Here is a 12,943-nt window from a genome sequence, read left to right as displayed (position 1 = left end):
TATGCCGAAAAAGACCGGTTCATGGAAAACCGGCCTTCCCTCTTGTCGGATCGAAAGGCGGCCGACCGGACGTATACCCGTCTGCGACAAGTCGCGGGCATCCTATCGTCAGCGTCCGTCGAACAACCCCAGATAATAATCCATCAACAGCTCCAGCTCTCCGGCGAACATTCCCCGCGTTAGCGCGTACCTCCCTCTGTCCCCGCGGCAGTCGTACTGCAGCGCGATTTCGCGATGGCTTCGACCCTCGCCCCATATTTCGATCCCGCACTGGCGCAGGAGCCGCTCGGTCCGGGCGATGTCTCCGGCCAGTCGACGGACGGCGCGCCGGATCAGCGCGATATAAGGCCCCGGGATCGGGAACGTTCCCTCGTCGCGGGCAACGGCCAAGTCGGCCTCGAATACGGAAAGAACGACAGGCAGCAGGGCGGCGTTGCGGAGCAGCTGCAGCTCCTCGGCCGATGCGCCGGAAGGTCGGGTTGGGTTCGACATGCGAACGATCACCTCCACCATATCGAACGTATGTTCCTATTATATGCGGAGGCGAGCCGTTTATTCAATATGGCGTGCCCGTCGATTGCCGCGCGCGAAAAACCGGGAGCCCGACGGGAAGGGAAACGGTGGACCGGACGTCCGCCTGTGTTCTCGCCGTGAAGGTGCGGTGGACGAAATAAAAAACGCACCCCCTCGACATCGAGAAGGCGCGTTAGTACCGGTTGGTAAGATGCTGATGAAGGGATTCGAACCCCCGACCTACGCATTACGAATGCGTTGCTCTACCAGCTGAGCTACATCAGCGAAGCGTTTTGTGTGAATCACACTTTTACTATATTACTCATTTTTCGACGAATGTCAACACCCGAAATTCATTTTTTTTGAATCCCCCCCTATTATGGACAACAAAGAGACGTTGGAACGGCCGGCAATATCGGCTATGATAAAAATAAAGCGTTTACAATGCATGGACGTCGTTATTCGGAACTTCACGTCAAGGACGGTGATCGACATGGCCGGGCGGATCCGCTTGTTCCGCGATCTCCCTTTTCACAAAAAGCTATTGGTGTCGTCGCTTCTGCTGAGCGTGCTTCCCGTGCTGCTGCTCGGCACCGCCGCTTCGTTCGTCGCCTCGACCAGCATCCAGGGCGAAGCGAATGCGAAGCACGAGGCGACGCTGCGCCAAATCGAGCTGCAGGTCGACTCGCTGCTGAAGCGCCTCGATTATTTGTCGATCCAGATCGCGGGCGACTTGACGATCGAGCGGTCGGTCCGGCTCGGCATCTCGATGGACGACCGCGAGGCGCTCGAGACGACGCTCGACATGGTCGAGACGCTTCGCAAGTACCGCTCGTTGTCGGACGTCCCGTTTAACGCCTATGTCGTGTACAACCGGTACGACACGGTGTATTCGAACAAGTACGGCCTGCTCGCCAAAACGGATTTCCCATATTATGACGCGCTCCGCCAATATGAACCGAAGTTTACCGGCTCCTGGTTCGTTCCGTCCAATTCGTACCCGAACCAGCGCGAATTTCTGATCGTCCGCCCGATCGGCAGCTCCTCCACGGTGGACGGCGTCCTCTTCCTCGAGGTGGAGCCGGCGCGTTTTTACGAGCTGCTGCAATCGGTACGCATGACGGACGACAGCCAGCTGGTGGCCGTCAACCGCGACGGTCGCATCGTGCTGAGCCGCGAGCCGCAGGAAATCGGCACGACGCTCCCGCTGCCGTTCGCGAAGCGGCTGTCGCAGACCGCTCCGTCCAAGCCGACCGATACGGTGCCTTATGGCGACGACCGGTACCACGTGTCGGTTCACCGGTCGGGGTACAACGACTGGACGTATGTCATCATCGCGCCGCAAGGCGAGCTGACCGCCAAATCGAGCCTGATCAAGCAGGTGACGTGGCTGATGGCGGGCTGTCTCGCGCTCGTCTGGGGGCTGATCGCGCTGTTCGCCTCGAACCGGCTGTACAACCCGATCCGCTCGCTGCTGCAGAAGCTCCCCCAGCGGGCGAAGCCGTCTCAGGACGGACTGCAGCAAATCGGCGCCTTCATGCAGCAGGTCATGGACGCAAACCGGCGGCTCGACAGCGAGCTGCGCGAGCAGCTGCCGCAGCTGCGGGACGGTACGATCGTCAAGCTGCTGAACGGCGAGCTGACCGATGCCGATTTCGCGGCGATGACGAAGCATTATGCGCTGCCGCTGGAGGGACGCTCGTTCGTCGTCTGCGTGTTCGAGGTGGACGCTTTTATGGAGTTCCGGACGAGCTACAGGGGCAAAGACCGCGCGCTTATGATGTACGCCTTGACGAAGCTCGTCGCCGAGATGGCCGCCCCTCTGTTCCGTTCCGTAGCGGTGGCCCCGTCCCCCGGGCAGGTGGCGCTCATCGTCGGCATGGATGCGGACGAACCGGACGAGACGGCAACCGTCGCAGTCGAAGACTTGTGCGGCCGGATTCGGCTCAAGGCGAAGGAGCTCTTCCGCTTCACGCTGTCCGCCGGCGTCAGCCGAGCCCGCCCCCTGCCGCGCCGCGTCCACGAAAGCTACGGCGAGGCGGTCGATCTGCTCAAGCTGCGCCTGCTGCTCGGACACGACTTGACGATCAGCCATCGGGCTGTCGAATCGATGGAGACGGTGAAGCAGTCGGCGCGCAGCCTGATCAAGCGGCAGCGTGCCATCGTGAAGCGGATCGCGGAAGGCGACATGGAATCGGCGTACGACGAGTTCGGGCAGATGGTCCTGGACATTCCCCGGCTGCTGATCGGCTTCAAGCCGGTAACCGGCATATTCACGAACTTGATCGGGGAAATCGATCATTTGCTCGAGCAGCTCGGCTTCGAGCTGCAAGCGATGTTTCCGTACGACGTCTATGCCCGCGTGAACGAGGCGGAGTCGCTCGACCAGCTGAACGACTGGTTCCGGCACCAGTTCTTCCCGGCGTTCCGCACCCATTACGAGCGGCTGACGGTGCCGAACCAGACGAGAATCGTGCGGCAGGTCGCCGAATACGTCCGCAGCGGCGCGGAGGGTGAGCTGTCGCTTCAGGAGGCGGCCTCCCGGTTCGGTTTGTCCCCCTCGCAGCTGAGCCGGATGTTCAAGGACGAGATGAACGTCAACTTCATGGATTACGTCATCGAGATGCGGATGTCGCGCGCAAAGGAATGGCTCGTCCATTCCGACATGCCGATCAAGCATATCGCCGACCGGCTCCAATATACGACGACGCAAAATTTCTCGCGCGCGTTCAAGCAAACGACCGGGATGTCTCCCGGCCAATACCGGGAATCGGTCCGCCATCAGCAGGGCGGCGGCGCTTGACGCCCCGGGAGGCGATACCGGAGCTGCGGCCGCAGCTCCCGAGCGACCCCCGAATTCAAAAAAGCCTTTGCCCTTTCTCGCGTTCTCGCCGCCTTCCGTCCGTGAGCACCGCATCCGGGCGGAAGGCTTTTTTTGTCCGTCGGACGCCGCCTTTCCTGCACCGTCGGACATGTTTCCCGTTTTGCCGAAGCGTATCCTGAATTGCACGAGGCGGCGAAAAAATGGATCGTTTACGGGGCGGCCCGCCATTGCCTATGATAACGCCATACCGGGTATCACGAACCGGGGATACGGCCTGGAAAGGGGGGTTTCACAAATGAGAACGGTTGCAAAACCGGCATCGCCATCGTCGCCCGGACCGTCGGCGGGCGCTTGGGCCCGGACGAGCAAAAAGCTGTGGCGCAGCCGGATGATGTATGTGTTCGTTCTGCCGGGCACGATCTACTTCCTTCTATACAAGTACGTCCCGCTGCTCGGCTCCGTCATCGCGTTTCAAGAGTACAGCCCGTTCCAAGGTTTTTTGCACAGCGACTGGGTCGGTTTCGCCCACTTTCGGCGCATCTTCGACAATCCCGAGGTGGTGCAGGTGCTGATCAACACGATCACGCTGTCGTTTCTGCAAATCGCCTTCGCGTTTCCCGTCCCGATCGCGCTGGCGCTCATGCTGAACGAGGTGCGCCAGGAATGGTTCAAACGGTTCGTCCAATCGCTCGTCTACTTGCCCCACTTCCTGTCGTGGGTCGTCGTCATCGGCCTCGTCACGCTGTTTCTGCGCAGCGACGGCGTCGTCAACAGCTTTCTCGTGAATGTGCTCGGGATGGAGCCGGTGCTGTTCCTGCAGCAGCCGTATTTGTTCAAGCCGCTGATCGTGCTCGAGATTATATGGAAGGAGGCCGGCTGGGGCACGATCGTCTTCCTGGCGGCGCTCGCCGGGGTGAACCCGGAGCTGTACGAGGCGGCGATCGTCGACGGCGCGAGCCGGTGGCGGCGCATCTGGCATATTACGCTGCCCGGCATCCGCGGCACGATCGTCATTTTGCTGATCCTGCGGCTCGGAACGGTGCTCGACAACGGGTTCGAGCAAATTTTCCTCATGCTGAATCCGTACGTCCAGGAGGTCGGCAACGTGCTGGATACGTACGTGTACTACAAGGGGATTTTGCAATCCGACTTCAGCTTCGCCACCGCCGTCGGGTTGTTCAAGTCGGTCGTCGGGCTCGTCCTTGTCGTCGCCGCGAACCGGCTCGCCAAGCGGTTCGGCGAGGAGGGCATCTACTAGGCGCCCCAAAAAGTGAAGCAATCCGTTGCAGCTCATTCCGATTACGTTTCGGGGACCCCGGATTCTGCGCCCCAAAAAGTGAAGCAATCCGTTGCAGCTTATTCCGATTACGTTTCGGGGACCCCGGATACTTACTCCAACGCTCGATCTTACGAAAGGAGGTGCGGCGCCCATGCATCACCGAACGTGGCTCGACCGGGCGGCCGACGGACTGAACGCGCTCCTGCTGCTCGTCATCGCCGCGGCCATGGTCGTGCCGTTCCTGTACATTTTCTCGGTTTCGTTTTCCTCGATGGAGGAATATTTGAGCAAAGATTTCATCCTGTGGCCGGACCGCTGGGTGACGGACGCGTACGAGTACATTTTGGCCAACGACAAATTCGTCAAATCGGTGCTCGTCACCGTCCTTATTACGGCGCTGGGCACGACGCTCAATCTCGTCTTCACGTCGACGATGGCGTATGCGCTGGCCAAACCGTTTTTCGGTCAAAGGGTGTTTCTGTTCATGGTGCTGTTTACGTTTCTGTTCAGCGCGGGCATTATCCCGACGTATTTGATCGTCAAGGCGACCGGGCTGCTCAATACGGTGTGGGCGCTCATTCTCCCGGTGCTGATCAGCCCGTGGAACTTGATCGTGTTCAGTCAATTTTTCAAAAGCATTCCCGAGGAGCTGAACGAAGCCGCGCTGATCGACGGCGCCGGAGAATTCACCGTATTCAGCCGCATCATCGTCCCGCTGTCGAAGCCGGCGTTCGCCACGTTCGGCCTGTTCTACGCCGTTATGCATTGGAACTCCTACTTCTCCGGCATTTTGTACTTGAGCAACCCGAACTTGTGGCCGATTCAAGTGCTGCTGCGCCAAATCGTCGTCGTTAACGACACGAGCTCGCTGCTGACCGAGCAGACGCTCGTCGAGCCGCCTCCGGCGGAGACGATCCAGATGGCCGCGATATTGCTCGCGACGGTGCCGATTTTGATCGTCTACCCGTTTCTGCAAAAGCATTTCGCCAAGGGGGTGATGATCGGCTCGGTCAAAGGATGATTGGTCACGCGGGGGTTAAGCTGGTTCGGAAAGGCACATTTGTTCAAAAGGGCACGATCGTTCAAAAGGTACGTTCGCTCGTCCAAGTACATCTGATCGGCAAGTATATTCATTCAGCAAAGCGCACTGGCAAAGCCAATCCGTTCAAAAAAGGTACATTCGTTCGGTTACGTACGCACATTCGGCCAGCTGCGCTCGACAAGTCACGCTCTTACAGCAAACCGGCCCGATCGCAAACGCCCGGTAAACTCGGGCTGCCGGCCGGCAACCATTCCTATCCCATCGGAGGTGTCCGCTCGTGAAAGGAAAAACATTCGCCAGCCTGACGTCCGTAACGACGCTCGCCCTGGCCGTGGCCGCCTGCTCCGGCGGCGGAGACAAAGCCGCCAACGACGGAGGCGCAGGCGCGCCGAAGACGGGGGACGCGAACGCGCCCAAGAAAGTGCACGACATCGGCTTCCTGAACTTCGCCTACACCATTTTCCCGGACCCGAACGGCAAAGGCGTCGAAGCGATCAAGCAAAAGTTCGGCGCCAACATCAAGGCCCAATTCGTGCTCCAATCCGACTACAAGGAGAAGCTGAACGTCATCATGGCATCGGGCGACATGCCGGACGTCGTGGCGATCAAGGATCTCGACGCGAACTACTACAAATGGGCGAAGCAGGGCGCCTTCCTGCCGCTCGACGACTATATCGACAAGTATGCGACGTTCAAGGCGGTGCCGAAGACGATTTACGACCAGTTCCGCGTCAACGGCAAAATTTACAGCATCCCGATGTATGCGCCGACGTACACGTTCTCCGGCACGATCCGCCAAGACTGGCTCGACAACCTCGGGTTGAAAATGCCGACGAACTACAAGGAGCTGCTCGACGTCGCCATCGCCTTCACGAAAAACGACCCGGACAAGAACGGCAAAAACGATACGTACGGCTTCGCGCTCGGTCAGGACATCTCGCCTACGCACGCGATGGGAGCATATTGGTCGCCGGCGTGGTACCATAAGGACAAGGACGGCAATTTCATGCCCGGCCTGATCGGCCCGGGCCGAAAGGAAGTGATCGAGACGCTCGCCGCGGCGTACAAGGAAGGCGCGGTGACGAAAGACTTCGCCGTGCTCAACTGGGCGCAGACGAACAAGGAGTTCTACTCCGGCAAGGCGGGCATTTTCATCGGGACGCCGACGGGGATGGTCGAGGAATATTACACGGGGCTGCTGAAGGTCAATCCGACGGCGAAGGTCGCGCCGATCCCGTTCTTCAAGGCGCCGGACGGCTCCCAGGGCAACCCGAAAGGGAGAGGCTTCTTCGGTCTCACGACACTGTCCGCCAAGCTGAAGGACGATCCGGACAAAGTGAAGAAAATTCTCGAAATTCTCGATTACGGCCGCCAGTTCATTCCGGTCGACCAGCGCAATCCGCAAAACCAGCAGTTCGACTGGATCATGGGCGGCAACGGCGTCGGCTACGAGATGGTCGACGGCAAGGCGGTGCCGAAGGCCGGCCAGGAAGCGAATACGCCGATCCAGTACATGCTGCAGCGCCACGAATTTTGGAAGCCGTGGGCGCCGAGCGACGAGGCGAACGAATACTCGAAAGCGTCGTACAACTCGAAAGAAATGCAGGCGTTCATCGCGACGATCGAGCAAATGGAAAAAACATACAACAAAACGCCGTACGACGACCCGTCCTATCTCGTCTACTCGGAAACGCAGGCAGCCAAAGGGTCGGAGCTCGATAAATTCGTGCTCGGCGAGCAGACGAAAATGATTTCCGGCCAGCGCCCGATGGCCGATTGGGACAAGGTCGCCGAAGAATGGAAAAGCCGCGGCGGCGCCCAAATCATGAAAGAAATCAACGACGGCATCAAAGCCGCGAAAAAGTAACCCGTCCCAGCCGGCCATAAGCCGGACGGCGCCTCTCCGGTCGGCAAGCCCGCACCGGGAAGGCGCCGTTCGGACGTATGGCGCCTTGGGCGGCGAAAGGAGCCCGACAAACCACGATGAAACACGCTTTCGACATCGACGCGGCGATCGGCCGCATGCGCAAGACGCTGCGCGACGCCGTACCGGTCATTCGCGGCTGGATGACGCCGGACGGGCGTCTGCCCGATCCGTACGAGACGATCTACAGCGAAAATTACGCGCCGGCGAACGCCGCCTCCGTACTCGCCTCCGTATGCCGGAACGGGGACGCGCCGGAAGCGGCCGATCCGCTCGACGCCATGCTGGCCCGCACCGCGGAGCTGCTCGCCGACAAGGCCGGCGTCAGCCCGTTTTGCCGCGTGTTCCTGTACCATTACGGGCTGATGGCGATGCTCCTCGCGCCGCCGAACGTTCGCGTCGAACTGATCGGACGGCACGGAGCGGCGTTCGCCGCTTACGAGGACGACTGCGCCGTCGTCAATACGAACTGCGCGGCGCTGCAATGGGCGATGGAGCTGTACGCGGACGCGCTCGGCTTGCGTCCCGCCGACGAAAGGCTGCTCGCTCATCGGCTGTCGTTTATCGCGGAGGCGCAGCTCGAATCGGGCTTTATCAACGACGAGGTCGACGAGAAGATGAGCCACGACGGCATGCCGATCGCCTATCATGCGTTCACGCTGTTTTTGCTCGCTAGCGCGTTCGCCGTCGTCGAACGGTGGCCGGAGCGTCACGCCTCGACCCGAAGCGAGGCGGAGCGGATCGTCCGGCGGGGCGTCGACTGGCTCGGACGGGCGATCACCCCGGACGGGACGTTCGCGATGGTCGAGCGGAGCAGCTACCAGACGTTCACCTGGGGAGCGCTTACCGCTCTGCTCGCCTACGCCGATCCCGAAGGCGAACGGTACGGCGCTTCGGTCGCCGCAGCCTTCGCCAGCTGGCTGCCTTACCGGCACGATGACGGAACGTACGGCTGCACGCCGAACCGTCTCCCCCATTCGCTGCGAACCGGATACGAATCGTATACGCACTTGAACATGTACAACCTGCTCGGGCTCACCGGGGTCGCGGTCGCCGAGCGGATGCTCGCCCGCCGGGTGCGCCTGTCCGGCGCCGAAGCGCTCGTCCCGGCGAGAGACGGGGGATTCGTCGATCCGGCCAGCGGCTACGCCTTTTTCCGGAATGGCGGCGGCTTTTTCGGCTGCGCCCTTCGCATGCACAACCGGCAATACGCGCCGGCGATGCAGGGCTTTCATTTCCGGCTCGAAAGCCGGCGTGTCCCGATTCCGGAGGCTCGCCTGCCCGGCCCCCACGTCCCGGTCGATAGACTCATCCGCGAAGGCGTCTGGGAAGGCTACGCCGTCACCGACGAAGCGGGAGTCGAGACGTTTCCCGACCGGAAGACGAACGCGGAATGGACGGTTGTCGAAGACGGCATCCGGCTGATCGACGATCGCGACGCGCTGGCATGCACGAAGACGATCGCCGTCGCCGGCGATGCGATCCGCTGGAGCTACGAGCTGCAGGCGAAGCGCCCGCTCCGGTCGTGCCGCCACATCGTCCCCGTGCTCGTGCACGACGGCCGCGACGCCCTCCTTGTCGCCGCTCGGCCGGAAGGCGGATTGCAGCTTCGGTTCGGAGACGCCTCCTACGAACTGACCTGTCCGGAATCGACGTCGATGGAGATGGAGCTGACGCGATCGCTCTTGTCCGTCAGCGGCGTTTCGGCGCCAATCGTCATCGAGCTTCCGGCGCCGCTCGAAACCGGCGCGATCGTCCGATGGACGACGACGCTGCGCTTGCTCCCCTCCTGAACGGACATGGTATACTGGACGGGACGAAGGAGGCGGATCGACCGCGATGACGAAGCAACCGACACGTTGCGGCTGGGTGAACGACAGCCAGCTGTACATCGATTACCATGACCGCGAATGGGGCGTCCCGGTTCACGACGATCGGGCGTTGTTCGAACGGCTCGTGCTCGAAGGCGCCCAGGCCGGACTGAGCTGGTATACGATTTTGCGCAAGCGAGAGCATTACCGGGAGGCGTTCGACGGCTTCGACCCGGCGAAGGTAGCCGCCTATGACGAGATGAAAAGGGCCGAGCTGCTCGCGAACGAAGGACTCGTCCGCAACCGGCTCAAAATCGAATCGGCCGTTCGCAACGCCAGGGCGGTTTTGCGCGTGCAGGAGGAGTTCGGCACGTTCGACGCGTACTTATGGCGGTTCGTCGACGGCCGGCCGATCCGAAACCGGTGGGCGGAGCTGAAAGACGTCCCCGCGACGACGCCGATCTCGGAGGCGATGAGCAAAGATTTGAAAAAAAGGGGATTTACGTTCGTAGGCCCCACCATTTGCTACGCTTTGATGCAGGCGACCGGCATGGTGCAGGATCACGTCACGAGCTGCTTTCGCCATGCGGAGCTGGCCGATTTCCAATAATTGAGGGTTTTCTTCGTCCGCAAGGGTATGGTAGCCTTTTACAAGTAGCCGAAACTTCGAAGCCTGATGTGCGGGGGACGCATCAATACGGGCGGCGCCGGAAAACCGGAAGCCGTTAGCCGTTCGGGGTGAATCGCGGGCTGTAAGCCGCGTAGGGTTGTATCCTCAACCCGAACCCGACAACTAACCTCGTAGGCGAACATAAAAGGAGAGATTGCCGTAATGCCGAAATGCACCTGGAAGCGCGCGCTGCTTGCGGGCGGTTTCGTTTTGTTCGTATTGTCCGGCTCGAACGCCCATGCGACGGGCCGTCCTTATATGCCGGAGCTGCAAGCCCGCTGGCTGCCGCTAGCGTTCCAGCAAGATTACTTCTCGATTTGGAAAGACGTGCATTCCTCCGCCGCGCAAGCGGCACAAGCGGAACCGTTGCTTCAGCCGGAGCTCGCCGCGGCGGAAATGGCCGCTCTTCTCGTACAGGCGACCACCTTGTCCGTGCCGGATCGGGCCGCCATAGCCGCTACAGCCGCTGCCGCCCCGACGGCCGCGCCGAAAGCGACGCCGGCCAAGTCTGCGCCGGCCCAGCCGAAGCAGAAGCCGAAGGCGGCGGTTGCTTCTTCCGCAGCGCCTGCCGCGAAAAAAGCCCCAGCCGCGAAAAGCGAAGCGGTGGCGGTGGCAGGCAAGAAGGTCGAGCCGAAGAAAACGATCGAGGCGCAAGCTTCGGCCTATACGGGCAGCGCCACGGAAAACGGCGGCTTCGGCGCCGTCGATTACTTCGGCAATCCGCTCAAGGTCGGCACGATCGCGGTCGACCCGGACGTCATCCCGCTCGGATCGACGGTTTACGTGACCGGCTATCGGTACGACGGCCTGCCGGAGGGCGGCATGGTCGCCAAGGCGGTCGATACCGGAAGCGCGATCCAGAACAACCGGATCGACATCTACGTGCCGGGATCGCCGGACGAAGCCCGAACGTTCGGTTTCCAAAACGTGACGGTTTACGTGCTCGAATAACCGTTCCCCGAACAACAAAAGGGCCGCGACATCGCTCGCGGCTCTACTTGCTTTTCGACAAATGCAGCAATTCCGGAACGGTGACGAGTCCGTACCCCTGCTCCCGCAGCTTGGCGATAATGCCGGGCAGCGCCTTGACCGTTCCGCTCAAATCCTGCTTGTCCCCTCCCGCCGAATGCTGAAGCACGATGGAGCCGGCTTTCGCATGGCCCAAAATATTGCCGGACACCTGCTGCTCGCCGAGGTTTTTCCAATCGAGCGAATCGACGTTCCAATTGACGATCATATATCCCCGGCTCTTCGCCCACTGGAGCTGCTCTTCGTCGATGGCGCCGTACGGCGGGCGGAGCAGCTTGGGACGGTAGCCGGTCAACCGGTTCAGCACTTCCTCGGTTTGCTCGATCTCTTGGGCGAATTGGTCCACCGTCAGCTTCGGAAATTGGGGGTGGCGGTACGAATGATTGCCGATCGCATGTCCTTCCCGGACGATCCGCCGGACGATGTCCGGGTGTTCTTCCGCCCGCTTGCCAAGCAGGAAAAACGTCGCTTTCACGCCGTGCGCCTTCAAAACGTCAAGCACCTGCGGCGTAAACCGGTCGTCCGGGCCGTCGTCGAACGTCAGCGCGACGTTACGCTCCTTTGATGCCCCGCTTACCTTGAACGCTTCCGGGTATTTGGCCCTCAGCTCCGAGAGCGACAGCTTCTTGGCCGCCGAGGACTGCGACTTCTGCACGCTGACGGCCGGCGCCTTCGGCTCGGGCTTGGCCGGCCCCCGCTGGCGTGGCTTTTCCGCCTTCGCGTTCGGCTTGGCCGGTTCGGGGGCCGGGACCGATTGGGCCGGCGCAGGTGCCGGCGTCGGAACGGGCGCCGCCGCGTTCGGCTGCGTCCCGGACGTCCGGCCGTCCGCGGAGAGCGGGGCGGGGCCGCCGGGAGCCGGAAGAGCGGCTCCGTCCGGCCCGGCCGTCGGCTCCCCCGGAGCGGGAGCCGGAACGGCCCGTTCCGCGAACGACGACGGCCCGCCGGCGCCTCCTCCTTCGTCCGCCGAAGGGGCCCGCTGCCCGCAGCCCGCCGTCAGCAAGACGCATCCTGCGGCGGCGATGGCGATCAGACGCTTCATAGGCGTTCCCTCCCCGTTAGTGGATCACACGAATAGGGTTAGTATGGTTGACGAGACGGCGGATTATCCGCCTTGCCGGCCTGCGCAAGCGAGCCGGCCGCCGTTTCGGCCCGGTACCGCGCCGCGACTCGGCGCCAATCTTCCAAGAAGTGGGCGTACAGCACCGGTCGGCGCCGGACGGCAAGCGGATGGTACGAGGCGGCGACCGCCATGCCCGCTCGTTCGATCCATGAGCCCCGCATCGTTTTCACTTCCGCCTCGGGATCGCCGAGAAACGATTGCAAGGCGACGTTGCCCAAGCAGAACAGCAGCTTCGGGCGCATCCGCATCAGCTGAAACGACAGGTGCGCCGAGCACGCCCGCCGCGCTGCAGGCTTGTCGTACGCCTTGCGCGGTCGGCATTTGACGACATACGTTACATACAGCTCGTCGGGCCGGAATCCGGCTTCGGCCGCCGCTTGCTGCAGCGTTTCCCTCGTGCCGCAGACGAACGGGACGCCTTCGCGGTTTTCCCGCGCCCCCGGATTGTCGAGCAGCACGACGAGCGACGTCCCCGGGTTGCCTTCCCCCCAGACGACCCGGTTCCGATGTCCCGACAGCTCGCACCGGTCGCATAAGGCGGCATGCTCCGGAGGACGCTCCTCCGGGAAAATGATCGGCTCGAACGCCACGCGTATCCCCTCCTGTTCCTCCGTTAGTATGAACGTTTTGCGACAATTCGAGCCGTCCGGGCTTCCTCGCCTTGACGCATGCGGCCGGCTGCGCTAAGCTTGGGGCGAAGAGCGTGCATACGACGACGAAAGCGGGGAATT

The 12,943-nt window shown here is 61.8% G+C and carries 10 protein-coding genes, 1 tRNA gene and 1 riboswitch; of the genes, 7 read left to right on the top strand and 4 right to left on the bottom strand.

The annotated features are described in order from the left end of the window. Positions 1-108: 108 nt before the first annotated feature. Both DLM86_RS25615 and DLM86_RS25610 read right to left on the bottom strand, forming a co-directional pair. Complete coding sequence (locus DLM86_RS25615; protein WP_146250291.1) at positions 109-492, bottom strand: YhjD family protein; 384 nt, start codon at positions 490-492, stop codon at positions 109-111. 233 nt (positions 493-725) lie between these two features. After that, a tRNA-Thr gene (locus DLM86_RS25610) sits at positions 726-798 on the bottom strand. Positions 799-1,006: 208 nt separating this feature from the next. On the opposite strand from DLM86_RS25610, the gene DLM86_RS25605 reads away from it, so the two are divergent. The 7 genes from DLM86_RS25605 to DLM86_RS25575 all read left to right on the top strand — a co-directional run bounded on the left by DLM86_RS25605 (position 1,007) and on the right by DLM86_RS25575 (position 11,014). Further along, a complete protein-coding gene (locus tag DLM86_RS25605) occupies positions 1,007-3,316 on the top strand; it encodes a helix-turn-helix domain-containing protein (protein WP_158289666.1) in 2,310 nt (769 codons plus the stop codon). 316 nt (positions 3,317-3,632) lie between these two features. Further along, a complete protein-coding gene (locus DLM86_RS25600; RefSeq protein WP_110842910.1) occupies positions 3,633-4,595 on the top strand; it encodes an ABC transporter permease in 963 nt (320 codons plus the stop codon). A 172-nt stretch (positions 4,596-4,767) separates the two neighbouring features. Further along, entirely contained in the window at positions 4,768-5,637 is an 870-nt protein-coding gene (locus tag DLM86_RS25595) for a carbohydrate ABC transporter permease (RefSeq protein ID WP_110842909.1), read from the top strand. Between the two features lie 298 nt (positions 5,638-5,935). After that, positions 5,936-7,525, top strand: a complete 1,590-nt coding sequence (locus DLM86_RS25590; RefSeq protein ID WP_245954912.1) for an extracellular solute-binding protein — start codon at positions 5,936-5,938, stop codon at positions 7,523-7,525. A 116-nt stretch (positions 7,526-7,641) separates the two neighbouring features. Then, complete coding sequence (locus tag DLM86_RS25585) at positions 7,642-9,375, top strand: hypothetical protein (protein ID WP_110842908.1); 1,734 nt, start codon at positions 7,642-7,644, stop codon at positions 9,373-9,375. A 46-nt stretch (positions 9,376-9,421) separates the two neighbouring features. Further along, positions 9,422-10,003 (top strand): DNA-3-methyladenine glycosylase I, encoded by a 582-nt coding sequence (locus tag DLM86_RS25580; RefSeq protein ID WP_110842907.1) that lies wholly within the window; start codon positions 9,422-9,424, stop codon positions 10,001-10,003. Between the two features lie 36 nt (positions 10,004-10,039). Next, a riboswitch (cyclic di-AMP (ydaO/yuaA leader) is annotated at positions 10,040-10,216 on the top strand. A 9-nt stretch (positions 10,217-10,225) separates the two neighbouring features. Further along, entirely contained in the window at positions 10,226-11,014 is a 789-nt protein-coding gene (locus DLM86_RS25575) for a 3D domain-containing protein (RefSeq protein WP_110842906.1), read from the top strand. Positions 11,015-11,057: 43 nt separating this feature from the next. Here DLM86_RS25575 and DLM86_RS25570 read toward each other — a convergent pair whose 3' ends face one another. Then, a complete protein-coding gene (locus DLM86_RS25570; protein ID WP_110842905.1) occupies positions 11,058-12,131 on the bottom strand; it encodes a polysaccharide deacetylase family protein in 1,074 nt (357 codons plus the stop codon). Between the two features lie 38 nt (positions 12,132-12,169). After that, the gene (locus tag DLM86_RS25565; RefSeq protein WP_211326586.1) at positions 12,170-12,802 is read right to left on the bottom strand and encodes a uracil-DNA glycosylase; all 633 of its coding nucleotides are present in this window, start codon (positions 12,800-12,802) and stop codon (positions 12,170-12,172) included. Positions 12,803-12,943: the final 141 nt, after the last annotated feature.

This window comes from Paenibacillus flagellatus (assembly GCF_003217775.1).
Classification (GTDB): Bacteria; Bacillota; Bacilli; order Paenibacillales; family NBRC-103111; genus Paenibacillus_AB; species Paenibacillus_AB flagellatus.
Note: the sequence above shows the minus strand (reverse complement) of the source record. Positions and strands in the feature narration are given on the sequence as shown.